This window comes from Streptomyces sp. CA-181903 (assembly GCF_050937075.1).
Classification (GTDB): domain Bacteria; phylum Actinomycetota; class Actinomycetes; order Streptomycetales; family Streptomycetaceae; genus Streptomyces.
In genome coordinates this window covers 980458-1005011 of the sequence record NZ_JBNJLY010000001.1, presented here as the reverse complement: position 1 = coordinate 1005011, position 24554 = coordinate 980458, and the positions used below count along the sequence as shown (strand labels likewise).

Genomic DNA, 24554 nt, shown 5'->3' with positions numbered 1-24554 from the left:
TTGCACTAGTGCATAATCGAGTTTGTGCTAGGAGAGTATCGGATCACGGGCCGCCGCGCAGCGGAGATCTCGGAGAGCGTGGAACGCGCCGTCGGCGACGGCCGCCTCCCTCCGGGGGAACTGCTGCCGCCCCTCAGGGAGTTGGCCGTCGAGCTGGGCGTCAACCACAACACGGTGGCGTCCGCCTACCGGATCCTGCGCGACCGGGGGGTGATCGAGACGGCCGGCCGGCGCGGCAGCCGGGTGCGGCCCCGCCCGGCCAGCACGCCGCGCGAGCTCATGGCGGTGGAGGTGCCGGACGGGGTGTGCGACGCGGCGACGGGCAACCCGGACCCCGCGCTGCTGCCGCCGCTCGGCGCCGCGCTCGCCGCGGCGGCCGAGCGGTCGGCCCGGACGCCGGTGCTCTACGGCGAACCGTTGGTCGACACCGAGCTGGAGCGGATGGCGCGCACCGCCTTCGACGCGGACGGCGTGCCGGACGGACCGGTCGCGGTGGTCTCCGGTGCCCTCGACGGGCTGGAACGGGTGCTGGCGGCCCATCTGCGCCCGGGCGACGCCGTCGCGGTCGAGGACCCGGGCTGGGGCAGCCTCCTCGACCTCGTCCCCGCCCTCGGCCTGCGGGCCGTCCCCGTCGCGGTGGACGACGACGGCCCGCGGCCGGAGGAGGTCGCCCGCGCCCTGGAGGGCGGCGCCCGGGCCCTGGTCGTCACCGGCCGCGCGCAGAATCCCACCGGCGCGCTCGTCGGCGCCGAGCGCGCCGGCGAGCTGCGGGCCGTCCTGGCCGCCCATCCCGGCGTGCTGCTCGTCGAGGACGACCACGGGCACGGCATCGTCGACGCGACTCCGCAGCCGCTCGGCGGGGTCACCGAGCACTGGGCGTTCGTCCGCTCCGTCGCCAAGGCGTACGGCCCCGACCTGCGGCTCGCCATACTCACCGGCGACGCCGTGACCGTGGACCGGGTGCGTGGGAGGCAACGCCTGGGGCCCGGCTGGGTGAGCCACATCCTTCAGGACGCGGTGCTGCACCTGTGGCGGACGGGGGCCGTCGACCCGGCCGCGACGGCCGCCGCGTACGGCCGCCGCCGCGACGCGCTCGTCCACGCCCTGCGCGAGCGGGGGCTGGCGGCGCGTGGGCGCAGCGGGCTGAACGTCTGGCTGCCGGTGCCGGACGAGACGGGGGCCGTGGCCCGGCTGCTGAGCGCGGGCTACGCGGTGGCGCCCGGCGCCCGGTTCCGGCTCGTCTCGCCGCCCGGGGTGCGCATCACGGTGTCCGCCCTGGAGCCGGAGGACGTGGAGCGGATGGCGGACGTGCTGGCGTCCGCGACCGGGCCGGCCGCGGCGGGGCGTTATGGCTGAGAGGGGAGGGGGCGGGGACCGCCGCGCCCCGCCCGCTACCGCTACGCGTCGTCGCGGTCCCGCGTGGCCGCCGAGGCGCTGCGGGCGGCCCTGCCCCGTGAAGTGCCGCGGGCCTGGGTCAGCGCCGCGCCGGCCAGCACGATCAGCGCGCCGACCGGGGTGTTCCAGGTCAAGGTCTCGCCGAGCAGCGCGGCTCCGGCGGCCGTGGCCACCACGGGGATGAAGTAGGTGCTCAGCGCCGCCGTGGTGGGACCGACCTCCGCCACCAGTCCGTACTGGACGAGCATGGCGATCCCGGTCCCCAGCGCTCCGAGCGCGGTGATCGCCAGCAGCGACACCGGGTGGAAGGCGGACGGCAGCGGCGCGGCCAGCGGGGCGACGACGGCGAGTTGCGCGGTGCCCACCAGCAACTGGCTTGTGGACAGGGACAGGTGCGAGTCGCCCGTGCCGGACAGCGTGCGCCGCACGTAGATCCAGCCGATCGCGTAACTGGCCGAGGCCGTCAGCGCCATGACGGTGCCCCACGGGTCCTGCCCGGAGAACCCGTTCCAGGCGCCGAGCACCACGAGCACCCCGGCGAAGCCGAGGAGCAGCCCCGCGAACCGGCGCCGGGTCGGACGGTCCTCCGACAGCGCCACCAGGGAGAACACCATGCCCCACAGGGGCGTGGTGGCGTTGCAGATGCCCGCCAGGGAGGAGGGGATGCGCAGTTCGGAGTAGGCGAAGAGGGAGAAGGGCAGCACGTTGAGGAGGAACGCCGCCACCGTCAGATGCGCCCAGGTCCGCGCCGAGCGGGGCAGCCGCTCCCGTTTGACGAGCAGGGCCGCGGCGAGCACCGCCGTACCGAACAGCATGCGGCCCAGGGACACGAAGAGCGGGGCGTACCCGTCGGTCCCCAGCCGGATGAACAGGAAGCTGAAGCCCCAGACGAGGGCCAGCGCGCCGAACCGGATCCGCCAGTCGACGGCGGAGAGGGCGGAGACACGGGCGGAAGGGGAGGGGCCGGGCCGGTGTCGTGGGCGGGGACGGAGGCGGTGGCCGGGGCGGCTGGGATGGCCGTGGGGGCCGTGGGGTGACGGTGCTCATGCGGCTCAAGATGTCCGACCGGACCTCTCGCGACAACCAAATTATCGTACACGTGTTCGCGTAGCGTCGCTGAGCTGCTCGTCGACGGATCGCTCTGCCAGATCATGGCGACGGATCGTGGCAACGGATCATGGTGGCGGACGGCGCCCCACGCGCAGTGAGGACGGGCCATGCATGCGGCAGAGACGGACGAGATGCCGTGGGACGCGGCCGTGACCTGGGGTCAGGCGCGTCACCGGCTGAGCGGGCGGCCGCGTGGCGCGGCGGCGGCCGGTCACGGGTGCGCCTGGGGGCGCCACGTCCCCGTCGTGGATTCGTCGGGCTCGTACACGCCGGGGGCTCGGCGCACGTCCACTCGTCGGCTCCGGCCGCTTCGACGAACTCCTGGTGCTGCGGGCAGAAGTACCGCAGGACCCGCCAGCGCGCGGCGTTGAACCCCGCGTGGCCGCGCCACCCGGCGGCGGCCTGGCACAGGTGGATCCAACCGAAGTGGATCTCCTGCCGGAGCAGGTGTTCCGCCACGGGGTACTCGTGCCGGTGCTCGACGTCCCGCCACGCGTTGACGTAGTCGCGGAGCTGCAGGCCGTCCATGGCGACGAGCCGGGAGAATCCGACGGCGGCCGCGTGCTCGTCGGTGCCTTCCTCGTGCCGGCCGGCCATCTCCTCCAGCCGCCCGCCGAGGAACTCCGTCAGCGCGATGACGTCCGCCTCGGTCAGGTCGTCCGTGTACAGGAGAGCCTCGTCGGGCACGGTGTCGACGTCCTGAGCCATGGTTGTCCCCTCCGTCACGGGCGTCGGCGATGACGCCCCGCCATGCGGTTGCCGCCGCGGCACCCGCCGCCTGCCCAGCGCATCCTTCCACTGTCGGCCGGGCCGTGTGGCCGATCCCGGACGGAGGGCCCGAACCGGGACCACGCCGTTCCACACCGGTGGTCACGCTCGGTTACTATGCTCACTTCACACCGGAAACCGGAAGCCTGGAAAGGCCGTTCCGGGCCGGTTCCCCGGAACGCCCGTTGGGAGTGGGGCATGCGTTGCAAGGCGAGAGAGCTGCGAGGCGTGGGGTAATGCTGGCCGAGGTCACCGCCACCCGCTACGTCACGCCCCTGCGGGAGGGCGGGTCGCTGCCCGGGCTCGTCGAGGCCGACGATCTCGGGACGTACGTCGTCAAGTTCACCGGGGCGGGACAGGGCCGCAAGACGCTCGTCGCCGAGGTGATCTGCGGGCGGCTCGCCCGCGCGCTCGGGCTGCGGGTGCCCGAGCTGATGGGCGTGCGGATCGATCCGGTCATCGGACGCGGCGAGCCGGACCAGGAGGTGCAGGCGCTGCTGCGATCCAGCGGCGGCCTCAACCTGGGGATGGACTACCTTCCCGGCGCGCTCGGCTTCGATCCGCTCGCCTTCGAGACGGACGCCGCCGAGGCCGGCCGCGTTGTGTGGTTCGACGCGCTGGTGGGCAACGTCGACCGCTCCTGGCGCAACCCCAACCTGCTGGTCTGGCACGGCGCCCTGTGGCTGATCGACCACGGCGCCACCATGATCTGGCACCACAACTGGCCCTCCGCGGGCGCCGCCGCGGACAAGGGGTACGACGCCTCGGACCACGTCCTGGCCACCTTCGCCCCCGACCTCTCCGCCGCCACGGCCGAGCTCGCGCCGCGCGTCACCGAGGAGCTGCTGACCGAAGTCGTCGCCGCCGTCCCCGACGTCTGGCTGGAGGACGAGCCGGGCTTCGACGGACCGGACGCGGTGCGCCGGGCCTACGTCGAGGTGCTGCTCGCCCGGGCGGCCGGCGTCGGCGACCGCATCACCCTCGGCGAACGCAGCGCCGACAAGCCCTCGCAGGCGCCCGAGTGGGTGCGGGTCAGGCTGGACCACAGGAAGGCCGGGAAGTGACGGACCGTATGAAGGACGTCAGGACGAAGGACGTCAAGGAGCGGGACGTCTTCGAGTACGCGCTGCTGCGGGTCGTGCCGCGTGTCGAGCGCGGGGAGCGGATCAACGCGGGCGTCGTCGTCTACTGCCAGGCACGGGCGTTCGTCGAGGCCCGCGTCCATCTCGACGAGGCGCGGCTGCTCGCGCTCGACCCCGCTGCGGACGTCGCCGGCGTACGGGCCGCGCTCCGCGCCGTCGAGGGCGTCTGCGCCGGCGGCGAGCGCGCCGGGCAGGCCGCCCGCGACGACGCCGGACGCCGCTTCCGCTGGCTGATCGCGCCGCGCAGCACGGTCGTCCAGCCGGGCCCGGTGCACACCGGGCTGACGCTCGACCCGAGCGGGGAACCGGAACGCCTGCTCGACCTGCTGGTCCGGTGAGCCGGGGGCGTCCGACGGGGCGTTGACAGCGGGTGGCGGGGCTTCTAGCGTCTGATCGGCCGAAGCTACTGAGCGGTTGCTCACCCACCGTCCGAGGGGCCGCCCGGCCCGCTCGCAGCGGCCGGGGACACCGCCCGAGGTGAGGAGAGTCCCCATGTTGACCAGCGAACGGCGGGTGGCCGTCGTCACGGGCGCCGCCCGCGGCATCGGCGCCGCGACAGCCCTGCGCCTCGCCGTGGAAGGCCGCGCGGTCGCCGGCCCCCCGGCGGCGAGGCCCTCGCCGTCGGCTGCGACGTCTCCGACGCGGAGCAGGTCACGGCCGCCGTCACCCGCGTGACCGCCGGACTCGGCGCGCCGACCGTGCTCGTCAACAACGCCGGGGTGCTCCGCGACAACCTGCTGTTCAAGATGAGCGAGGACGACTGGGACACCGTCATGAACGTGCACCTGCGGGGCGCGTTCCTGATGTCGCGCGCCTGCCAGAAGCACATGGTCGACGCCAGCTGGGGCCGGATCGTCAACCTCTCCAGCAGCTCCGCCCTCGGCAACCGGGGACAGGCCAACTACTCGGCCGCCAAGGCCGGTCTGCAGGGCTTCACCAAGACCCTCGCCAAGGAGCTCGGCAAGTTCGGGGTCACCGTCAACGCCGTCGCCCCCGGGTTCATCGCCACCGACATGACGGCCGGCACGGCCGCCCGGATCGGCATCGGGTTCGAGGACCTCCAGGCCGCGGCGGCCGGGGAGATCCCCGTCGGACGGGTGGGGCAGCCGGACGACGTCGCCCACGCCATCGCCTTCTTCGCCGGCGAGAACGCCGGCTTCGTCTCCGGCCAGGTGCTGTACGTGGCCGGCGGGCCGCTCGACTGAACGGGGACGCCCAGCCATGACCACCGAAGACATCCGGGCCACCGGAAAGGTGACGCTCGTCACCGGGGCGAGCCGCGGCATCGGGTACGCCATCGCCGAGGCCCTGGTCGCCCGGGGCGACCGCGTCGTCATCACCGGCCGCGACGCCACCGCTCTCGCGGAGGCCGTCGAACGGCTGGGCGCGGACCGGGCGCTCGGCGTGCCCGGCAAGGCGCACGACGAGGCCCACCAGGCCGCCGCCGTCGAACGGGCCATGGAGACCTTCGGCCGCGTCGACCACCTCGTCAACAACGCCGGAACGAACCCCGTGTTCGGCCCGATCACCGAGACCGATCTCGGCGTCGCCCGCAAGGTCTACGAGACCAACGTCGTCTCCGCCCTCGGCTTCGCCCAGCAGACGTGGCGGGCGTGGCAGAAGGAGAACGGCGGGGCGATCGTCAACATCGGTTCCATCGCCGGGCTCTCCGCGTCACCCTTCGTCGGCGCCTATGGCATGAGCAAGGCCGCCCTGGCCAACCTCACCCTCCAGCTCGCCCACGAGATGGCGCCCGGCGTCCGCGTCAACACCGTCGCGCCCGCCGTGGTGAAGACCAAGTTCGCCGCCGCCCTCTACGAGGGCCGCGAGGAGGAGGCCACCGCCGGCTACCCGCTCGGCCGGCTCGGCGCCCCCGAGGACGTGGCGGGCGCGGTGGCGTTCCTGCTGTCCGACGCGGCGGCCTGGATCACCGGGCAGACGCTCGTCCTCGACGGGGGACGGTTCCTCAACGCCGCGGTCTGAGCGGTGGGGACCGGGGTCCGCGCGGACCCCGGACCCCGCGCGGCGGGCGTTGTCAGTGGTCACCGGTAAGTTCTCGGACGAGATCGAGAACCGACCCCGGAGGTTGCTGAAGTGACGGTCACCGACGTACTGCCCGAGTCCTGGCGCGCAGTCCTCGGCGAGGAGCTGGAGAAGCCCTACTTCAAGGAGCTGACCGACTTCGTCGAGGAAGAGCGGGCGAAGGCGCCGGTGTACCCGCCGCGCGGCGAGGTCTTCGCCGCCCTGGACGCCACCCCCTACGACCAGGTCAAGGTCCTCATCCTGGGCCAGGACCCCTACCACGGCGCCGGCCAGGGCCACGGCCTGTGCTTCTCCGTGCGCCCCGGCGTCAAGACGCCGCCCTCCCTGCGCAACATCTACAAGGAGATGCGCGAGGAACTGGGCTACGACGTGCCCGACAACGGCTACCTCATGCCCTGGGCCCGGCAGGGCGTCCTGCTGCTCAACGCGGTGCTGACGGTCCGCGGCGGCGAGCCCAACTCCCACAAGGGCAAGGGCTGGGAGAAGTTCACCGACGCCGTGATCCGCGCCGTCGTCGAGCGGCCCGACCCGGCGGTCTTCGTGCTGTGGGGCAACTACGCGCAGAAGAAGCTCCCGTTGATCGACGAGTCGCGGCACGCCGTCGTCAAGGGCGCCCACCCCTCGCCGCTGTCGGCCAAGCGGTTCTTCGGCAGCCGCCCGTTCACCCAGATCAACGAGGCCATCGCGGCTCAGGGGCACGAGCCGATCGACTGGCGGATCCCGGATCTGGAGAGCTGACGGGAACGGGGGGTGGAGGCCGGGGCGAAGACCGGGGTCGGGGGACCGGTGCAGGGTCGGCCCCCGTCACCCGCCGGCGCTCAGCCGAGATCGAGGGAGTGCTTGAACCGGTACGGCACGGCCTTGACGCCGTGCTCCGCCGTGTACGAGCCGCTGCCCGTCAGACCGGCCAGCTCGCCGCTGCCCGAACCGGGCATCACCTCGAACGAGCAGCGCACCGTGCCCCGTTCGTCGAAGGTGCCCTCCTCACGCACCGCGAAGCCGCCCTTCCGCCCCGCGACCGTGCCCTCGAAGAGCTGGTAGCCGGAGAAGGTGCCGGTCCCGTCCGGGGCGTAGGCGATGGTGTAGGCGCAGTGCGTGTCCGCCGCCTCGATGGCGCCGCGGTACGTGTTGCGGACGTACGCCCGGGCGAGGCGGGTGCCGCCCTCCGTCCGGCCGAGCTCGTCCTCCTTCCAGTCGAGGAAGGTGAACGTGGAGTCGGCGTGCGTGGTCATGCGGTGGTTCCTCCCGGATCGGCGGCCGCCGGTACGGCCCGGGCGGCTCCCGTACAGCTTCCCGCCCGTACCTGACACCTTCTGTCAGGTTGCTATGGAGAGTCGGCCCCGTTCTCGGGCACGGTCGACGACGGACGACGCCGACGCAAACCTCCCTATGGATCCGGGGCGTTCGGATGCCTCGGCGGGCCGACGCCATGGCTCATGGGCTGAGGCCGGTCTGACAACCGGCGATCCGCTGTCAGCGAATCCACCTGGCCAGGTGATCATCCCGGTGCTTGTGTGTCGGCATGGAGATCCTGGTTCTGGGCGGAACGGCATGGGTGGCGCGGGAGCTGTCACGGCAGGCGATCGAACGCGGCCATCGGGTGACCTGCCTCGCGCGTGGTGAGAGCGGACAAGTCGCGGACGGGGCGAGACTGGTCGCGGCAGACCGGCGCGACCCGTCGGCGTACGAGCCCCTGCTCGACCGCGAATGGGACGCGGTCGTCGAGGTGTCATGGCAGCCGGGCTTCGTGCGTGGCGCGCTCGACGCGCTGGGCGGCAAGGCCGGGCACTGGGTGTACGTCTCGTCCGTCAGCGCCTACGCGTCCCACGCCACGCCGGGGGCGGACGAGTCCGCGGCCCTGCTCGCCCCGACCGATCGGAGCGAGGTCGACCGCGCGATGTACGGCGAGGCGAAGGTCGCCTGCGAGCAGGCGTCGGCGGCGGCTGTGGGCGACCGCCTCCTCATCGCCCGGGCCGGGCTCATCGGCGGCCCGGGCGATCACAGCGGGCGCTCCGGTTACTGGGTCGCCCGTGCCGCACGCGATCCGCGGGGACCGATGCTGGTCCCCGGCACACCGGCCTTGCCCACCCAGATGGTCGACGTGCGGGACCTCGCCTCCTGGCTGCTCGACTCCGCGGAGACGGGAACGACCGGCACGTACGACGCCGTCGGGCCGGTCGTTCCGTTCGGAGAGTGGACGGAGCTGTCCCGCGCGGTCGGCGGGCACACCGGTCCGGTGGTCACCGCCGAACCGGCGTGGCTGCTCGCCAACGGCGTGGCCCAGTACATGGGAACCGAATCGCTGGCGATGTGGCTGGTCGAGCCGGGCTGGGAAGGCTGGTCGGCCCGGGACGGGTCCTCGGCGCGCGCCGCGGGGCTGCGTCACCGGCCCCTGGCGGAGACGCTGGCCGACACGCTGCGCTGGGAACGCGAGCAGGGGCTGGACCGGGAAAGGCGCGCGGGCCTCAGCGCGCGGCGCGAGCGCGAGCTGCTCGACGCCCTCGGCTGACGGCGCCGGGCCGGCCTCTCCCCGTCCGAGCGTCCGTACAGGCGCCCTCCGTTCCGGTTCCCCGATCCCTGGCGGGCCCGGCCGGGAACCGGTACGGCCGTCCTTGAAGGCCCCTGGGTTTCGCCGGACTCGGCCGGCCGGGGTTCTCGGGCGAGGGTGACGCGGAGCGCCGTGACGGTGGTTGGTGCAGCTTGGCGGCGACGTGCCGACGCGGGCACCGCGGTCTGTGACAGCACGACAGCCACCGCATGTCGGGTACGGGAACCGGTGGTGGGACCATGCCGGAATGCGTGCCGACCGCCTCCTCTCCCTGCTCCTCCTGCTCCAGAACCGGGGCCGGATGACCGCACCCGAACTGGCGGCGGAGCTGGAGGTGTCGGTCCGTACCGTCTACCGGGACGTGGAGGCGCTGAGCGCCTCCGGCGTCCCCGTCCTCGCCGACCGTGGCCCGGCAGGCGGCTACCGGCTGCTCGACGGCTACCGCACCCGCCTCACCGGCCTTACCGAGGACGAGGCCGGCTCCCTCGCCCTCGCCACCGTGCCCGGCGCCGCGGCCGAACTCGGCCTGGGCGCCGATCTCGCCGCGGCCCGGCTCAAGCTGGAGGCCGCCCTTCCGGCCGGCATGGGGGAGCGGGCGCGGCGCGTCGCCGAGCGCTTCCACCTGGACGCGCCGGGCTGGTTCCGCGACGCGGAACCCGTACCGCACCTCGCGGCCGTCGCCGACGCCGTGTGGCGGCAGCGCGTCCTGCGCGTGCACTACCGCCGCTGGAAGGGCGAAGTGCGCCGGGAACTCCACCCGTTGGGCCTCGTCCTCAAGGGCGGCATCTGGTACCTGGTCGCCCAGGCGGTGCCGGCCGAGGGGTCGGCGGACACCCCCCGCACCTACCGCGTCTCGCGCGTCCTCGCCGCCGAGCCGCTGCCCGGCCGCTTCGAGCGGCCGCCGGGCTTCGACCTGGCGGCCGCCTGGGCGGAGACCTCCCGCCGCCTGGAGGGGATGCGCTACCAGGGCGAGGCCCGGCTGCGGGTGTCGCCGTGCGTCCTCCGGCTGCTGCCGGCGAAGTTCGGCGCCGCCGGCGCCCGGGCCGCGGCGGAAGCGGGGTCCGCGGACGCGAACGGGTGGACGGAGGTCGTCCTCCCCGTGGAGTCCCTGCCGGTGGCGGTCTGCGACCTGCTCGGGCTCGGCGCGGAGGCCGAGGTGCTGGGACCGCCCGACCTGCGCGCGGCGGTCGCCGCGGCGGCGTCGGCCCTCGCCGCGCGGTACGCGGCCGGGGGCTGAGGCGGGAGGGCCGTGCCGAGCGGGCCGGCCCGGCCGCGAGAGGCCGTCAACCCCCGTACACCTGACGGCAGATGCGCGACGCGTCGCTGCCCGGCTGCCACCGGCCGTACTGCTCGCCCATCGCGCACGTGCCCATGCGGCCCCGGGGCGGCGGCGCGGGGTGCTGCTGTTCGGGGGCCGGGGCGGGGGCCGGGCGGGGGCGTTCCGGATCGGGCCGGGGGCGGGCCGGGGGCGGGTCCGACCTGGGCGGGGGTGGCGGGGCGTGGTGTTCGGACGGCGGTGGGGCGGCCGGCGGTGGGGGCGCCTCGGAGTGGCGCTCCTCCGCCCGGTCGCTCGCGCTCGGCGAGGAACGCCGGCGCTCGGGGGCCGCGGCGGATCCGCCGGTGGACGGCGGGGGAGCGGCGGGCCCCCGGGTGTCCGTCCCGCCGCGGTACGGCGCCGACCGTCCGTCGCGCCGCGTCGTGCCGGCCCCGGCCGGAGGGGCGGCGGACGGCGCGAACGGCGGGCCGAGCACGCCGGAGCCGGGGATGCCGGATCCCGGAAGCCCCGGAAGCCCCGGGACGGCCGGGAAACCAGGGAGCCCCGGCAGTGGCGGTGACCCGTGCACCCCCGACACCCCCGGTGTCCCCACTCCCGGCGACCCCGGCACACCACCCGGCACACCCGGCGCCCCAGGCCCGTCCGTCCCCCGCGGCTCCGGACCCGTCCGGGCCAGTGACTCGCGGTCCTGCCCCTGCCGCAGGTCCCAGCCGGCCCGGGCGGAGCCGGGGCGCGGCGGGTGGTGGCCGGACAGGGAGACGCAGCCGGAGGTGGCCGACAGCGCCACCACCACCAGAACGGCGGTCACGGGGATCCTGGACATCCGCCCAACCATGCCAAAGGAAGCGGCGGTTGGGGATTCCCCTCAGGGGTGACGGAGAGACATCACCAGGCCCGCGCGCCCCCGGCAGGGGTCACGAGCCGGTCGCCCCGTCGACGCGCTCCCGGATGAGGTCCGCGTGACCGTTGTGCCGCGCGTATTCCTCGATCATGTGCAGATGGATCCACCGCAGGCCGATCGGCTGCCCCGTCGTGTGGTGCCGGCCCGCGCTCGTCTCCTCCAGGGAGCGGCCGCGTACCGCCGCCCGGGCCGCGGCCACCTCCTCCCGCCAGGCGGCGAGGGCCTCCTCCCAGGTGGCGTCCGCCGGGAACTCGAAGTCGCCGTCCTCGTTCTCGTCGCTGTAGAACCGCGGCGGGGCGTCCTCGCCCGTGAACACCCGGCGGTACCAGTGGCGTTCGACGTCGGCCATGTGCCGGACGAGCCCCAGCAGCGTCAGCGAGGACGGCGGTACGGAGGCGGTGCGCAGCCCCGCGTCGTCCAGGCCCGCGCACTTGTGCTCCAGGGTCGCCCGCTGGAAGTCGAGGAACGCCTCCAGGGACGTCGTCTCGTCGGCGATGTGAGGCGGCTTCCGCCGCCGGGGTTCGGTCATGGCGGTCATCCTGCCCCGGGACGGGGAACGCGGCACACCCTTTTCCGGGGGAACCCGCGTCCCGGCGGCCGTCGGGGCTCCCGGGACTCTCCCCCGTATGCTGCACGAACCCACGCATCAAGGAGGATCTGTGAAGGTCGGCTGTGTCGGACTCGGGGACATCGCGCGGAAGGCGTACCTGCCGGTGCTCGGCGCCCTGCCCGGTCTGGAGCTGCACCTCCAGACCAGAACCCCCGCCACCCTGGCCCGCGTCGGGGACGCCCACCGGGTACCGGAGGCGCACCGCCACGCCGACCTGGACGCACTGCTCGCCGCCCGCCCGGACGCCGTGCTCGTGCACGCCCCCACCGCCGTCCACCCCGAGATCGTCGGCCGGCTCCTGGAAGCGGACGTCCCGGTCTTCGTGGACAAGCCGCTCGCCCGCGAACTCGCCGACTGCGAGCGGCTGGTCGGTCTGGCCCGGGACCGCGGCGTGCCGCTCGCCGTCGGCTTCAACCGCCGGTACGCGCCCGACTACGCCGCCTGCCTCGACCACCCCCGCGACCTGATCGTGCTGCGGAAGAACCGGGTGGACCTGGCCGAGGACGCCCGGTCGATGATTTATGACGACTTCATCCACGTCGTGGACACCCTCCGCTTCCTGGCCCCCGGCCCGGTGGCGGACGTCGACGTGCGGGCGCGGGTCGTCGACGGCCTGCTGGAGCACCTCGTGGTCACGCTCGCGGGCGACGGGTTCACCGCCCTCGGGGTGATGAACCGGCGGAGCGGATCCGTCGAGGAGGTCCTGGAGGTCTCCGGGCAGGACCGGAAGCGAGAGGTCCGGGACCTCGCCGAGGTCGTCGACCACGACGGGGCGCGGACCGTCCGCCGGCGCGGCGACTGGACCCCGGTCGCCCGGCAGCGCGGCATCGAGCAGTGCGTCACGGCGTTCCTCGACGCGGTCCGTGAAGGAAGGACCCCGGACGCCGAGGACGCCCTGCGCACCCACGAGTTGTGCGAGCGGATCGTCAACGCCGTGGAGGAGCGACGCGCCTGACGCGGGTGCGCACGCCCTCCGCGGCGCCGTACAGCGCCAGCGCGGCCAGTGCCGCGTACACCGCCCAGTCCCCGGCGCGTACGTAGAAGCTGGTGCCGCTCGCCAGCGGGACGTCGTACACGGCCGCCGCCGACGTGTCGGTGCCCATCCGGCGTCCGACCGGGCGGCCGTGCGCGTCGGCCACCGAGCTCACCCCGGTCAGCGTGGCGTGGACCATCGGCCGCCAGGTCTCGGCGGCCCGCAGCGAGGCCAGCGACGCGTGCTGGGCCGGTGCCCAGCCGTGCTGGAACGACGAGGTCGAGGACTGGGCGACGAGCACCCGGGCGCCGTCGGCGGCCAGGTGCCGGCTCATGTCGGGGAACGCCGTCTCGAAGCACACCAGCGGGCCGATCCGCAGGCCCCCGCCGCGTCCGGACGGCAGCGTCATGACGACCTGACGGTCGCCGCGGCGGCGGTCCTCGGTGGCCGCCTTGCCCACCGACGTGGCCCAGCCCAGCAGCGAGCGGGCGGGCACGTACTCGCCGAAGGGCACCAGCCGCATCTTGTCGTAGCGGTCGCCGGTGGGGCCGCCGGGGCCGACGAGCACCGAGCTCTTGAAGATGCCGGGGCGGTCCGAGCGGCGCGCGTCGACGTTGACGAGCAGGTCGGCGCCGACCGTACGGGACAGCGCGGCGAGCCGGGCGCGCAGCGCGGGGTCGGCGCCGAGGTCGGTGCCGACGCTGCTCTCGCCCCAGGCCACCAGATCGACGCCACGGCCGGCCAGCGTCCGGGTGAGCGCCTCTTCGTGCTCCAGGCGCCGGCCCGGGCGGTCGATCACGCCGGGCTGGACGATCGCGATCCGCGCCGTGCCGGCCGCGCGCGGCTGCGGCGCCCACCACCACACCCCGGCGGTGACCGCGGCGCAGCCGGTCAGCGCGGCCAGGCCGGCGAGCCGGGCGCGCGGCAGCGCGAGGACCGCGGCGAGCGCGGTGTTGACGGCCACCAGCAGCAGGCCGACGAGCCAGACACCTCCGACGGAGGCCAGCCGCAGTGCGGGCGGGACCTGCCACTGGCTCGCGCCCAGCAGCCCCCAGGGGCCGCCCAGGTACTCCCAGGAGCGGACGAGTTCGGCCAGCAGCCAGCCCGCGGGCACCAGCATCAGGGCCGCGGCCACCCGGCCCGGCCCCGGGCGGCCGCCCAGCAGCCGGTGGACCAGCAGCCCCCAGGGCACCCACAGCAGCCCCAGCAGTGCCGCCAGCACCAGGATGAAGACGTGGAGACTGGGCAACAGCCAATGATGGACGGCCAGCAGGAAGCCGCCGCCGCCCAGCCACGCCTCCCGCGCGGCCCGGCGCGGCGAGCCGGCCGAGCGGACCAGCAGCAGCCAGGGCACGAGGGCCACGTAGGCCAGCCACCACAGGGAAGGCGCCGGAAAGGCGAGGGCCGGGAAGGCGCCCGCGACGACCGCGCCGGGCACGCGCCACCGCCCGCCGGCGGGGGGCGGCCCGGACGCCCGCGCCGGGAACGTCCCGGTCGTCCGCGCCGGGAACCTCACCCTCATCACGTTCTCCCTCGTCGGGGCCGGTTTTCCGGCCGGAGGTCCAGTGTGCGCGGCGCGCGGCGGGACCAGCCGTGAGGCGGCTGCGGCGCACCGCGTCGCCCCGGAAACAGGGGGACGCCGTGAAAGGGCGCACCTTCACAAGTGGGAGCGCCCCCTACGTTCGTCCGCACACCATACGCACGAACGGGATCCGGCCATCTGCCGGGCGTCCGGATATCGGTCCTTGGCGAGGCCAAAACCCCGACAACAGCGTGCAAGTTTCAGCCTTTCTCAACTCAACGAGGCAGGGAAACGGCGCTATACGGTCTAAAGCGAAGCGAAACGATCCTGGCCTGCGGCGTCAGAAAGGCGTACGCCGGTACGTATCACGGGTTATCGCCGTCCCGCCCTGGGCAGGTACCGGGCAAAACTGGACAGGAATGCTGGTCGCTTGTTGCTGGGGGGCGGCGTGACTCGCGCATGTGATCGAACGGCAATCCAGTCGCCGCCGGGCACGGGAACCACCCGCGGCCTGTCTCCCCTTCCATCCGTCCACCGATCGTTGACGTCCCGGAGGGATCCCATGGACAACCTTGTCGCCGAGGTGACCGCAGCCACGGATGCGGCGTGTGATGAGGCCCAGGTGCCGTCGTACTACTCCAGGAAGACCGCCGAGATCCTCCACAAGTACGGCCCCGGCCCCCGGATCCACTTTCACGTGGGCATGTTCGAGCCCGGCGTCCACCCCAACACCACCGTCTCCCAGCGCGTCCTGCGCAACCGGCTGCGCGCCTCGCAGGAAACGGTCCTCGACCACGCCGCCCGCCTGTGGGGCGTGCCGGACAATCCGCCGCACCAGCTCTTCGACATCGGCTGCGGCATCGGCGGCGGCTCCATCTACTGGGCGCAGGAGTACGGAAGTTCCGTCACCGCCATCACCGTCACCGCCAAGCACGTCCCGGTGATGGCCGACCTCGTCCGCGAGGCCGGGGTCGAGGACCTGGTCACCCCGGTCCTCGGCGACATCCACGACCTGTGCGAGGAATCCAGCTACGACGCGGCCGTCGCCATCGAGAGCTCCGGCTACATGGACCGCGAACGCCTCTTCACCGTCGTCGCCAAGGCCCTCCGCCCCGGCGGCTGGTTCGGCATCCAGGAGCACTTCCTCTGCCGGCCCGAGTGGACCACCTTCATCGACGGCTACTACAAGACCCGCCTCGGCACCCTCGCCGAGTACATCTCCGCCGCCCGCGCGGCCGGCTTCGAACTCGAGCAGGACGAGGACATCACCGACCGCGTCGCCGAGTTCTGGGTCCAGTCCATGGCCTGGACCACAGCCGAACTCGACCGGGTGCAACGGGCGGAGGACGAACCGTCCCCCATCACGGTGGAGCGGCTGCACGAATCCGCCCTCACCCACGGCAAGCTCTTCCGGGCCTGGCGCGATCACGCGGTCGAGACCCGCCTGCTGCTTTTCCGGATGGAGGGCAACTGAGCATGGTCGTCCCCTACGGACCCCCGCCGCGCGCCAGCGCCATCGGCTGGCGGCTGCCCCCCTTCTACTGCCCGATCCCCGATGCCGTCCATCCCCGGCGCGACGAGCTCGAACGGCGCGCCATCGGCTGGCTGGACGCCACCGGCATCTTCCGCGACGCCACCGACCGGGCCTGGAGCATCGCCACCCACAGCACCGACTTCAGCTGCCGGATGATCCCATACGGCCGCGACGAACCCCTGCTGCTCTTCATCGAGTGGAACCACTGGGCGTTCGCCCTCGACGACATCTGGCACGACACCGGCGCCGCCGACGTCAACACCGCCCACATCGTCGACCTCAACGCCAGGATCTCCCGCTGTCTGGAGGCGCCCGGCTCCGCCATGCTCGGCGACTCCCCGTTCGACCGGGCCCTGGAGGACCTCGCCGCCAGGACCCGGGCCGCGGCCACCCCGGTCCAGCTCCGCCGGGTCGCCGAAGGCATGCGCGACTGGCTGTTCGGCGCCTCCTGGCAGGTCAGCAACATCGAACGCGGGGTGATGCCCACGCTCTCCGACTACGTGGCGCTGCGCCCCTCGATCAACGGCACCCGCTTCTCCCTCGCCTGGAGCGAGATCGCCAACGGCATCGAGGTACCCGCCCCCGAGCTGGCCTCCGCCCCCGTCCAGGCGCTCACCGAGGCCGCCGGGTTCATCGTCAGCTGCGACAACGACCTGTTCTCCTACGCCAAGGAGGACGACCACGAGATCACCGACCAGAACATCGTCAACGTCCTCGTCCACCACAACGGCACCTCCGCCGACCGGGCGCTCCGGGAAGCCCTGGCCATAAGGGACCGGGCCATGACCCTGTTCCTCGCCCTGCGCGACCGGATCGCCCGCGACGCGGGACCGGACCTCACCCGCTACCTCGAAGCGCTGGGCCACTACATCGCCGGCTGCATCCGGTGGATGAACGCGGCCCCCCGCTACGCCAGCCCCCGGAACCGGTACGACCTTCCGGTGCCGGGGGCCACCTACGGCATCACCTGGCGGGACACGCCCAGCGACCCGGCGACCGGCCCGCTGCCGATCCCCTCCGCCGCCTGGTGGTGGGACCAGCTCGACGCCCTGTCTCACTCACCCCGGAACCACCGGACGAACGACCTCCACCACGCGCCGCGCGACCGGCCCGAGGACGAGGGGACGTCGGCGGGCGGCGCCGGGACGCGCGTCGAACGGTCGCCGGCCGAGGTCTGACCGCCGGAGCCGCCGTCCTCCTCCCGCACCGGGGGCTCGCACTCCGGCTCGGGAGGCGCCGGCGGCAGCGGCGCGGCCGCCGTGAACCGCGTGGGCAGGGCGACGAGGTGACGTGACATCAGCGACGACGACCAGCGCAGCTCCGTCTCGGACACCGCCAGCCGGACGTCCGGCAGCCGGGTCATCAGCGCGTCGATGCCGGTGTCCGCGATGGCCCGGCCGATGTCCTGGCCCGGGCACTCGTGGGCACCGCCGCTGAACGCCAGGTGCGAGCGGTTGCCGTGCACCGGAGTGGTGGGGTCCGGGCGGATGGCCGTGTCCACGTTGGCCGCCGCCAGCCCCAGGACCAGCGCGTCCCCGGCCCGGATCCGGTGCCCGGCCAGCTCGGTGTCCTGGGTCGCCCAGCGGCCGAGGATGGTGATGAACGGCGGCTCGTCCCACAGCGTCTGCTCGACCGCGTCCGGCAGCGTCATGTGGCCGCCGGCCAGGTTGGCCCGGCACCGGGGATCGGTGAGCACCATCCGCAGGGTGTTCGCGATCAGGTTCGCCGTGGTCTCGAAGGCCGCGATCAGCACCAGTCGCAGGTGCTGCTGCACCTCCTCGTCCGACAGCTTGGACTCGTGCTCCAGCAGCCAGCTGGTGAAGTCCGGCCCCGGCTCCCGGTGCTTGCGCTCCACCGTCCGGCGCAGCGCCGCCTGGACGAACGCGTTGCTGCGGACGGCGGTCTCGGTGCCCTTGATCATGTCCCGGGCGGCCTGCACCAGCTCGGGGCTGTACTCCTCGTGCATGCCGAGGAGTTGGGTCATCACCATCATGGGCAGCGGTTCGGCGAACGCGTGCACCAGGTCGGCGGTGCCCGTCGCGCAGAACTCGTCGATGAGTTCGTTGGCGAACCGGGTGATGTGCCGCCGTACGCCCCGCCGGTCGAAACGGGCGATGGAGTCGTTGATGGCGCCGCGCCACCGCTCGTGCGCCTGCCCGTCGGCCATCGAGCAGATGGGCTGCCAGGTGGCGATGGGCGCCAGCGGGTGGTCCTGGCCGATCCGCCCCTCGCGCATGGCCCGCCAGATCCGCGAGTCGCGGGAGAACCGCGACGGGGTCCGGGTCACGTCGAGGTTCTCCCGGTAGCCCAGCACCAGCCAGGCCGGGACGTCCCCGCTGAGCAGGACGGGCGCCACCGCGCCGTGCCGCTCGCGGAGCTGCTCGTACAGGCCCATCGGGTCGTCCTCGGCGGCCGGCCCGTACAGCCGGGCCACGCCGCCGTCCCCGTAGGCGTGGGCCGGGCACTGCGGCGGGGGGCCGCCTGCGCGGCGTCGGCGCGGGAGTGCTCGTCGGGAGGGGTCACTGTGGCTCCGGGGTGGTGTGAGCGAGGCTGTACAGGTACCGCATGAGGGTCATCAGGGCGTCGCGGCAGGAGGCGCGGTCCCGGGCGTCGCACGCGAAGATCGGCACGGACTCGGGGAGGTCCATCGCCGCCCGCAGCTCGGAGACCGGGTGGACGGGGGCGCCGGGGAAGGCGTTGACGGCGACCACGAAGGGCACGCCGCGCTCCTCCAGGATGCCCACGACCTCGTAACTGACCTCCAGCCGACGGGTGTCGAGCAGCACCACCGCGCCCAGGGCGCCCTCGAAGAGGCCGTCCCAGAGGAACCAGAACCGCTCCTGCCCGGGCGTGCCGAACAGGTACAGCACCAGTTGCTCGTTGATGCTGATGCGGCCGAAGTCCATGGCCACGGTGGTCTCGATCTTCTGCTCGATCCCCGCGATGTCGTCCACGCCGACGCCGGCCTGGGTCATCGTCTCCTCGGTGGTGAGCGGTCTGATCTCGCTCACCGTGCCGACGAGGGTGGTCTTGCCGACCCCGAAGCCGCCCACGATCACGACCTTCACCGCCGCCGCGGCGGTGGCCGGGAGGATGTCCTCCCTCCTGGGACCGGTGTGGGGGTCAGAGGTTTTGTAGTCCATGCATCACCGCCTCCAGGAGGCTTACGTCAGGAAGGGCAGCGACGGGGACCGGGGGTCTGGCTTCCACATGACCCCGGGTGAGGAGGTCGGTGAGGAGGACGGTCACCGTGCTGACGGGCAGCGTGAGGTAAGCGGATATCTCGGCGACGGACAGCGGGTAGTCGCACATGCGCACGATCGTCCCGTGCTCGGGCTGGAGACCGGGGTCGGTCTCCGTGCGGGCGACGATCAGGGTCACCAGGTCCAGCCTGGTGGTGCCCTGCTTCGACTCGCCGCAGCCCTTGGTGACGATGTACAGCCGGTCCGGATTGCCGGGATCCCATGCCCTTTCGGGTTTGCTCATGCCACCGGCCCGGTGACGCGCGGGGGACTGGTGAGGTGCTCGCCGATCCTGGCCACCAGGTCACGCATCCGATGCCCCATCAGCCCGGCGTCGACGTCGTCGTCGGCGAGCACCGCCAGGAACGCACCGGCACCGGCGGCCATGAGGTAGAAGAAACCGCCGTCCACCTCGATCACCACCAGCCGCATCTGCCCGTCGCCGTGCGGGAACTCGGCGGCCACCGCCGTGGACAGGCTCTGCAGTCCCGCGCACGCGGCGGCCAGCCGGTCCGCGGCGTCGGTGTCCGTGCCGTGCTGAGCCATGCGCAGGCCGTCCGAGGACAGCACGATCACGTGCCGGATCTGGGGCACGCTGGATGCCAGATCCTTGAGCATCCAGTCCATGTTGAACCGCTGCTGCGTCACTTGGCTACTCTTTCTCGTCTGACGGGTCATCACTTGTCGGTCCCCGGTCGCCCTCCGGGGCGTCGCCCTTGAGGGCGCTGGTGAACGCGGCCAGCCACAGGCCCGGCTGGGTGGGCTCGGACTCCGGCTCCGCGCGCGGCGCATCCTCGGCCGCGGCCGGGGCGACCGCCGCCGCGCGGGCGGCCATGCCGAGGGGGCGCCGGCGGCGCTGCGGAAGGCCGTTGGCGGTGTGGGTGCCCACTGCGGGGGTCTCCATCGCGGGCGGCGGGTCGGGGAGCGGACGGCCGGGCTTCTTGCGGACCTTGGGGGGCGGCAGCGTGGCGGCGCGGGCGATCTCGCCGCCCGGGGTGGCGCTGGCGGTGACCAGTTCACTCGGGACGATCAGGACGGCGCGCACCCCGCCGTACGCCGAGGGCCGCAGGGACACCCGGAAGTCGTAGTTCTTCGCCAGCCGGCTGACCACGGCCAGGCCCAGCCGGGGGGTCTCGCCGAGGTCGTCGAGGTCGAAGCCGCGGTCGGCCATCTCCAGCACCCGGTCGGTGCGCCGGCGGTGCTCGTCGGTGAGGCCGACGCCCGCGTCCTCGATCTCGATGGCGACGCCGGACTGGATCTCGACGGCCGTCAGGTGCACCCGCGTCTCGGGCGGGGAGTACCGGGTGGCGTTGTCGAGCAGTTCGGCCGCGGCGTGGATGACGGGCTCGACGCCCGGTCCGGTGATGGCGACGTCGGCGACCGAGTGCAGGTCGACCCGGCGGTAGTCCATGATCCGGGACATCGCGCCGCGCAGGACGTTGTACAGCGGCACCGGGTTCTTCCACTGGCGGCCGGGGCGGGAGCCGCCGAGGACGGCGATGCTGTCCGCGAGCCGGCCGATCAGCGCGGTGCCGTGGTCGAGGTGCAGCAGGTCGCTGAAGACCTCGGGGGTGTTGCCGTGCCGGTCCTCCATCTCCCGGAGGTCGGTGGCCTGTTGGTGGACGATCGCCTGAACGCGGCGCGCGATGTTGACGAACGCCCGGTGGGCCGAGTCGCGCAGGCCCTCCTCGGCCTGGACCGCCTCGACCACGAACCGGATCACCTTGCGGTGCTCGGCGGCGTACGGGGAGCTGTCCGAGGGGGACGGCGCGACGGCGCGGACCACCTCGTCGGCGAAGGCGCCGCGCTGGAGCATCTCCACGGCCCTGGGGAGCAGTTCGCTCGCCAACCGGGCGGTGGCGGCGTCCTGTTGGGCCAGCTGGTGGCGGAGGGCGGCCTCCTGTTCGGCGCACCGGCGCCGCAGGGAGTTGATGACCCGGCCCCGGCGGGCGGCCTCCGACGAGGTCAGGGCGACCGCCACGGTGGCGGCGGCCCCGCACCAGGCCGTCGGGGTGCGGACGTCCATGGGGGCCAGCAGGGCAGCGGTGGCGGTGCAGACCGCCAGCACCACAGGAGGGACCAGCCATATGAGGGACGAGGCGGGCCGCCTGACTTGAGGTGACGATCCAGTACCAACCATCGAGTTCCTCGGGGGCTTGGGGGAATGTGTCGGGGGGCGACGTGGGACCACGGGGGAGGCGTCGCCGCCGGCGCCCGACAGGGATGCGGACGGTGCGAACGGATGCGAGCAGAGGCCGAGGTTCCCGGATTCCCCGGGATCTCCCCGGGTTCGCCGGGGTTCGCCGGGGGTTCTCCGGTCGCGTCGGCGCGGCGGTCGGCGGCAGCGTGCCGTAGTCGCCACGACCGCTGCGGGAATGGAGCGTAGCCTGTCGCGCGGTCGTCCGGCGCGAAGTTGTCATATTCGCGGAAAGGGCTGACGAGGGAATTCGAAAGGCGTCACAATGGCCCCGGGGGCGGATTCTCGAAAACATTTTTGAATGGCCTGAAAACGCGTTCGGGAGATCGGCGGGCCGTGTTCTCGGGGGCTCTCGGGGCCTCCCGGGAGCTCTCGGAAGTGCCTGGGAACTCCCGGACGATCCCGGGTGGTCAGTCCGACGAACCCTCCCCCCGGCGTCCGGACGTCCGGCTAGGCTCGCTCCACCACACTCATACGGGAGACACGTCATGACGCGGCAAGAGCACGAACGACGCCCGTACACCGCCCTGTTCGAGCGCGAGCAGGAGGTGGCCGCCGCGGAGCGGGCCGTGGAGGCCCTGTGCGGCGGCGCGGACGGAAGCGGCCGGCCGTCCGGCGGGCTCCTCCTCTTCAACGGCGACGCGGGCGTCGGCAAGACCGCCCTGCTCGGGGAGATGCGCAGGCTGGCCGCCGAGCGCGGCGGCTGCACGGTCCTCGCCGCCCGCGGCGGCGAGCAGGCGCAGTCCGTCCCCTTCCACGTCGTACGGCAGCTGCTCCAGCCCGCCCTGGCGCCGATGGAGGAGCGGCAGCGACGGGAGATCCTGGGCGACTGGTACGACATCGCGGGCCCCGCCCTCGGCATCGCGCCACCGGTCGGCCCGCAGGCCGACCCGCAGGGCGTGCGCGACGGACTCGACTGGCTCGTCACGCAGTTGGCCTGCGCGAAGGAGCGGCTCGTCCTCATCGTCGACGACGCGCACTGGGCCGACGCGGCGTCGCTCGCGTGGCTGACGTCCTTCACCGTCCGGCTGACGGAACTGCCGGTCCTGCTCGCCGTCGCCTACCGGCCCGACGAACTCCCCAAGCACTCACCGGCCTTCGCGGACCTGGTGAACGGTCGCGGCAACCGGCCGGTCACCCTGCACCCGCTCACCCCCGGGGCGGTCGCCCAGCTGGTGCGCACCGCCATGGGCCGGGAGGCCGACGACCCCTTCTGCCGCGAGGTCTGGGCCGTCACCGGCGGCAACCCCTACGAGGCCGTCGAGCTCGTCGCCAAGGCCAGGGACCGCAGCCTGCGGCCCATGGAGGAGTCCGCCGCCCTGCTGCGCGAACTCGGCGCCGCCGCCCGCGGCAGCGGCCTCGTCGCCCGGCTGGAGCGGCTGGGCAACGCGACCACCCGGTTCGCCTGGGGCGCGTCCGTCCTCGGCACCGAGATCCAGGTACGGGTGGCGGCCATGCTCGCCGGCATGAGCCCGGCCGAGGGCGCCGTCTGTGCCGACCGGCTGCGCGAGGCCCGCATCCTCACCGGCGCGGCCGAGCTGGAGTTCGTCCACCCGCTGATCGCCACCGCCGTCTACCGGGCCATCCCGCCCGCCGCCCGCACCGCGATGCACGGCCTCGCCGCCTGGGCGGTCACCAACGCCGGCCACGGACCGGCCGCCGCCTCCCGGCACCTGCTGGAGGTCCACCCCGACGGCGACCCCGACCTCGTCCGTCAGCTGCGCGACGCCGCCCGCGAACACCTCGCCGTCGGCGCGCCCGAGGCGGCCCAGCGGTGCCTGGAGCGCGCACTGGCCGAGCCGCCCCCGGAGGAGGACCGCGCCGAGGTCCTCTTCGAACTCGGCTGCTCCGCCCTGCTCACCTCGCCGCCCACCACCATCAACCACCTGCGCTCGGCCCTGGCCCTGTCCGGGCTGCCCAAGAACCTGCGCGTCGACGCCACCTACCGGCTCTCCCAGGCGTACGCCCACAACAGCCAGCTCGCCGAGGCCGCCGAAGTGGTCGCCGAGCACGCCGGGCAGACCGCCGACGGCCCCGGCCGGATGCGCCTCCAGGCCGCCCACTTCCTCTGGAAGGGCATCCAGCTGGAGGAGGAGGGCGCGCACGCCCGGTCCCAGGAGATCGCCGATCTGGCCGAACGCCTCAGCGGCCGGGACAACGCCGAACGGGCCCTGCTCGCCCTGCGGGCCTTCGACGCCATGATCCAGGGCGAGGACGTCCTCCAGGTCGTCGAACTCGCCGACCGCGCCCTGGTCGACGGACGCCTCGCCGACGGCATGGGCTGGACCAACACCGAATGGGGCTTCGAACTCCCCAGCATCATCGGCATCACCTACGCCTTCTGCGACCGGCTGGACAAGGCCGAGGAGCTGTTCGAGGAGGCCATCCGAGAGTTCGAGATCTCCGGCTGGCGCGGCGGGCACCTCGCCTTCGCCCACGAGTTCCTGGGCCTCGTCCACCGCCGCCGCGGCGACCTGCGGAAGGCCGAGAGCCTCCTCCGCGAGGGCCTGCGGCTCGCCGACCGGCTGGGCCCCGGCGTCCCCATCCAGTGGGACGGCAGCTGCCTGCTGATCGACACCCTGCTCGCCAAGGGCGACGTCGCGGGAGCCCAGGCCGTCGCCGAGAAGTACTCCTTCGGCCCGCCCTACCCGCCCGCCATGGTCATGCCCGACGCCGCCTGCGTCCTCGGCAGGCTGCTCCTCGCCCTCGGCCGCACCAAGGAAGCCGTCACCGAACTGGAGGCGGCGGGCCGGCGGCTGGACGAACGCGGCAGGCACAACGTCCTCTGGGCGCCCTGGTCCCTCGACCTGGCCACGGCCGTCGCCGCCGAGGAGCCCGAGCGGGCCCGTGAGCTGGCCGACCGCTCCCTGAAATACGCGAACCGGTTCGGCACCGAGACGGCCATCGGCGAGGCGCTGCGCCGGGTCGCGTCCCTCGCCGGACCGGATGCGCCCGAGGAGGCCGTCCCCCGTCTGGAGCAGGCGGTCCGGCACCTGGGCGAATCTCCGTGCCGGTACGAGCGGGCGTGCGGCTTGATCGACCTGGGCACGGCCCTGCGGCACGTCGGGCGCGGCGAGGAGGCGGCGGAGCGGCTCCGGGAGGGGCTGCGGATCGCGGAGGAGTGCGGGGCGGAGGGGGTGGCGGGAGCGGCTCGCGCGGAGCTGGCGGAGGTCGGAGCGGGGTAGGCCCCGGTCCCGCCCTTTCTCAAATGCCGGACGGGCTGAAATCAGCCCGTTGGGGGTGCCCCCTCTGGGGGAGTTTGAGGACAACCGCGCGGAGCGCGGTTTCGGGGG

21 protein-coding genes and 2 pseudogenes are annotated in these 24554 nt (G+C 73.7%); 12 read left to right on the top strand and 11 right to left on the bottom strand.

From position 1 onward, the window contains the following. Positions 1-24 precede the first annotated feature (24 nt). A complete protein-coding gene (locus ACQEVS_RS04265) occupies positions 25-1356 on the top strand; it encodes an aminotransferase class I/II-fold pyridoxal phosphate-dependent enzyme (RefSeq protein ID WP_433015409.1) in 1332 nt (443 codons plus the stop codon). Positions 1357-1397: 41 nt separating this feature from the next. Here the strand turns inward: ACQEVS_RS04265 and ACQEVS_RS04260 are convergent, their stop codons facing one another. Beyond that, positions 1398-2255 carry a DMT family transporter gene (locus ACQEVS_RS04260; protein ID WP_433027252.1) on the bottom strand — a complete coding sequence of 286 codons (858 nt, stop codon included), beginning with the start codon at positions 2253-2255 and terminating at the stop codon, positions 1398-1400. A 289-nt stretch (positions 2256-2544) separates the two neighbouring features. Beyond that, the gene (locus ACQEVS_RS04255; RefSeq protein WP_433015406.1) at positions 2545-3213 is read right to left on the bottom strand and encodes a hypothetical protein; all 669 of its coding nucleotides are present in this window, start codon (positions 3211-3213) and stop codon (positions 2545-2547) included. A 296-nt stretch (positions 3214-3509) separates the two neighbouring features. On the opposite strand from ACQEVS_RS04255, the gene ACQEVS_RS04250 reads away from it, so the two are divergent. The 5 genes and pseudogenes from ACQEVS_RS04250 (at position 3510) to ACQEVS_RS04230 (ending at position 7196) form a co-directional block, all read left to right on the top strand. Then, positions 3510-4337: a HipA family kinase gene (locus ACQEVS_RS04250; protein ID WP_433015403.1), complete on the top strand. Its 828-nt coding sequence runs from the start codon at positions 3510-3512 to the stop codon at positions 4335-4337. Between the two features lie 8 nt (positions 4338-4345). Then, positions 4346-4753, top strand: a complete 408-nt coding sequence (locus ACQEVS_RS04245) for a DUF3037 domain-containing protein (protein ID WP_433027249.1) — start codon at positions 4346-4348, stop codon at positions 4751-4753. 154 nt (positions 4754-4907) lie between these two features. Then, positions 4908-5620 (top strand): annotated as a pseudogene (locus ACQEVS_RS04240) (SDR family oxidoreductase). Between the two features lie 16 nt (positions 5621-5636). Next, a complete protein-coding gene (locus ACQEVS_RS04235) occupies positions 5637-6398 on the top strand; it encodes an SDR family oxidoreductase (RefSeq protein ID WP_433015400.1) in 762 nt (253 codons plus the stop codon). Between the two features lie 111 nt (positions 6399-6509). After that, positions 6510-7196 carry a uracil-DNA glycosylase gene (locus ACQEVS_RS04230; RefSeq protein ID WP_433015397.1) on the top strand — a complete coding sequence of 229 codons (687 nt, stop codon included), beginning with the start codon at positions 6510-6512 and terminating at the stop codon, positions 7194-7196. A gap of 80 nt (positions 7197-7276) precedes the next feature. On the opposite strand, the gene ACQEVS_RS04225 is transcribed toward ACQEVS_RS04230, so the two are convergent. Beyond that, on the bottom strand, positions 7277-7690 hold the full coding sequence (locus tag ACQEVS_RS04225; RefSeq protein ID WP_433015394.1) for a DUF3224 domain-containing protein: 414 nt from the start codon (positions 7688-7690) through the stop codon (positions 7277-7279). 290 nt (positions 7691-7980) lie between these two features. Between ACQEVS_RS04225 and ACQEVS_RS04220 the strand changes: the two genes are divergently transcribed. Together ACQEVS_RS04220 and ACQEVS_RS04215 are read left to right on the top strand one after the other, a co-directional pair. Continuing rightward, a complete protein-coding gene (locus ACQEVS_RS04220) occupies positions 7981-8967 on the top strand; it encodes an NAD-dependent epimerase/dehydratase family protein (protein WP_433015391.1) in 987 nt (328 codons plus the stop codon). 286 nt (positions 8968-9253) lie between these two features. Then, positions 9254-10243 (top strand): helix-turn-helix transcriptional regulator, encoded by a 990-nt coding sequence (locus ACQEVS_RS04215; protein WP_433015388.1) that lies wholly within the window; start codon positions 9254-9256, stop codon positions 10241-10243. Positions 10244-10289: 46 nt separating this feature from the next. Here the strand turns inward: ACQEVS_RS04215 and ACQEVS_RS04210 are convergent, their stop codons facing one another. Beyond that, positions 10290-11105: a hypothetical protein gene (locus tag ACQEVS_RS04210; RefSeq protein ID WP_433015385.1), complete on the bottom strand. Its 816-nt coding sequence runs from the start codon at positions 11103-11105 to the stop codon at positions 10290-10292. Between the two features lie 91 nt (positions 11106-11196). Next, positions 11197-11712 carry a DinB family protein gene (locus ACQEVS_RS04205; protein WP_433015382.1) on the bottom strand — a complete coding sequence of 172 codons (516 nt, stop codon included), beginning with the start codon at positions 11710-11712 and terminating at the stop codon, positions 11197-11199. Positions 11713-11842: 130 nt separating this feature from the next. Here ACQEVS_RS04205 and ACQEVS_RS04200 point away from each other — a divergent pair, with 130 nt between their 5' ends. Next, a complete protein-coding gene (locus tag ACQEVS_RS04200) occupies positions 11843-12748 on the top strand; it encodes a Gfo/Idh/MocA family protein (protein ID WP_433015379.1) in 906 nt (301 codons plus the stop codon). Here the strand turns inward: ACQEVS_RS04200 and lnt are convergent. Continuing rightward, positions 12720-14288, bottom strand: a complete 1569-nt coding sequence (gene lnt / locus ACQEVS_RS04195) for an apolipoprotein N-acyltransferase (protein WP_433015376.1) — start codon at positions 14286-14288, stop codon at positions 12720-12722. The two genes, ACQEVS_RS04200 and lnt, sit on opposite strands and share 29 nt — an antisense overlap. Positions 14289-14850: 562 nt before the next feature. On the opposite strand from lnt, the gene ACQEVS_RS04190 reads away from it, so the two are divergent. Both ACQEVS_RS04190 and ACQEVS_RS04185 read left to right on the top strand, forming a co-directional pair. Further along, a complete protein-coding gene (locus ACQEVS_RS04190) occupies positions 14851-15762 on the top strand; it encodes an SAM-dependent methyltransferase (RefSeq protein ID WP_433015373.1) in 912 nt (303 codons plus the stop codon). A 2-nt stretch (positions 15763-15764) separates the two neighbouring features. Further along, positions 15765-16595, top strand: a pseudogene (locus ACQEVS_RS04185) (terpene synthase family protein); the annotation flags it as partial. Positions 16596-16876: 281 nt separating this feature from the next. On the opposite strand, the gene ACQEVS_RS04180 reads toward ACQEVS_RS04185, so the two are convergent. From ACQEVS_RS04180 to ACQEVS_RS04160, 5 genes are all read right to left on the bottom strand, one after another. After that, positions 16877-18256: a cytochrome P450 gene (locus ACQEVS_RS04180; protein WP_433015370.1), complete on the bottom strand. Its 1380-nt coding sequence runs from the start codon at positions 18254-18256 to the stop codon at positions 16877-16879. 85 nt (positions 18257-18341) lie between these two features. Further along, positions 18342-18965 carry a GTP-binding protein gene (locus tag ACQEVS_RS04175; protein ID WP_185940791.1) on the bottom strand — a complete coding sequence of 208 codons (624 nt, stop codon included), beginning with the start codon at positions 18963-18965 and terminating at the stop codon, positions 18342-18344. Next, on the bottom strand, positions 18946-19308 hold the full coding sequence (locus ACQEVS_RS04170; protein ID WP_185940792.1) for a DUF742 domain-containing protein: 363 nt from the start codon (positions 19306-19308) through the stop codon (positions 18946-18948). Before ACQEVS_RS04170 ends, ACQEVS_RS04175 begins: the two co-directional genes overlap by 20 nt. Then, entirely contained in the window at positions 19305-19712 is a 408-nt protein-coding gene (locus ACQEVS_RS04165) for a roadblock/LC7 domain-containing protein (protein ID WP_004954301.1), read from the bottom strand. The genes ACQEVS_RS04170 and ACQEVS_RS04165 overlap by 4 nt, the downstream gene beginning before the upstream one ends. A 4-nt stretch (positions 19713-19716) precedes the next feature. Then, positions 19717-21204 carry a sensor histidine kinase gene (locus ACQEVS_RS04160; protein ID WP_433015365.1) on the bottom strand — a complete coding sequence of 496 codons (1488 nt, stop codon included), beginning with the start codon at positions 21202-21204 and terminating at the stop codon, positions 19717-19719. Between the two features lie 545 nt (positions 21205-21749). On the opposite strand from ACQEVS_RS04160, the gene ACQEVS_RS04155 reads away from it, so the two are divergent. Beyond that, positions 21750-24446: an ATP-binding protein gene (locus ACQEVS_RS04155; protein ID WP_433015362.1), complete on the top strand. Its 2697-nt coding sequence runs from the start codon at positions 21750-21752 to the stop codon at positions 24444-24446. The last annotated feature ends 108 nt before the right edge of the window (positions 24447-24554 follow it).

Bases quoted from the DNA above. Each gene is read 5' to 3' on its own strand.
- ACQEVS_RS04255 (WP_433015406.1), bottom strand. From the start codon at position 3,213: ATGGCTCAGGACGTCGACACCGTGCCCGACGAGGCTCTCCTGTACACG.
- ACQEVS_RS04250 (WP_433015403.1), top strand. From the start codon at position 3,510: ATGCTGGCCGAGGTCACCGCCACCCGCTACGTCACGCCCCTGCGGGAG.
- ACQEVS_RS04245 (WP_433027249.1), top strand. From the start codon at position 4,346: ATGAAGGACGTCAGGACGAAGGACGTCAAGGAGCGGGACGTCTTCGAG.
- ACQEVS_RS04235 (WP_433015400.1), top strand. From the start codon at position 5,637: ATGACCACCGAAGACATCCGGGCCACCGGAAAGGTGACGCTCGTCACC.
- ACQEVS_RS04225 (WP_433015394.1), bottom strand. From the start codon at position 7,690: ATGACCACGCACGCCGACTCCACGTTCACCTTCCTCGACTGGAAGGAG.
- ACQEVS_RS04220 (WP_433015391.1), top strand. From the start codon at position 7,981: ATGGAGATCCTGGTTCTGGGCGGAACGGCATGGGTGGCGCGGGAGCTG.
- ACQEVS_RS04215 (WP_433015388.1), top strand. From the start codon at position 9,254: ATGCGTGCCGACCGCCTCCTCTCCCTGCTCCTCCTGCTCCAGAACCGG.
- ACQEVS_RS04210 (WP_433015385.1), bottom strand. From the start codon at position 11,105: ATGTCCAGGATCCCCGTGACCGCCGTTCTGGTGGTGGTGGCGCTGTCG.
- ACQEVS_RS04205 (WP_433015382.1), bottom strand. From the start codon at position 11,712: ATGACCGAACCCCGGCGGCGGAAGCCGCCTCACATCGCCGACGAGACG.
- lnt (WP_433015376.1), bottom strand. From the start codon at position 14,288: ATGAGGGTGAGGTTCCCGGCGCGGACGACCGGGACGTTCCCGGCGCGG.
- ACQEVS_RS04190 (WP_433015373.1), top strand. From the start codon at position 14,851: ATGGACAACCTTGTCGCCGAGGTGACCGCAGCCACGGATGCGGCGTGT.
- ACQEVS_RS04175 (WP_185940791.1), bottom strand. From the start codon at position 18,965: ATGGACTACAAAACCTCTGACCCCCACACCGGTCCCAGGAGGGAGGAC.
- ACQEVS_RS04170 (WP_185940792.1), bottom strand. From the start codon at position 19,308: ATGAGCAAACCCGAAAGGGCATGGGATCCCGGCAATCCGGACCGGCTG.
- ACQEVS_RS04160 (WP_433015365.1), bottom strand. From the start codon at position 21,204: ATGGTTGGTACTGGATCGTCACCTCAAGTCAGGCGGCCCGCCTCGTCC.
- ACQEVS_RS04155 (WP_433015362.1), top strand. From the start codon at position 21,750: ATGACGCGGCAAGAGCACGAACGACGCCCGTACACCGCCCTGTTCGAG.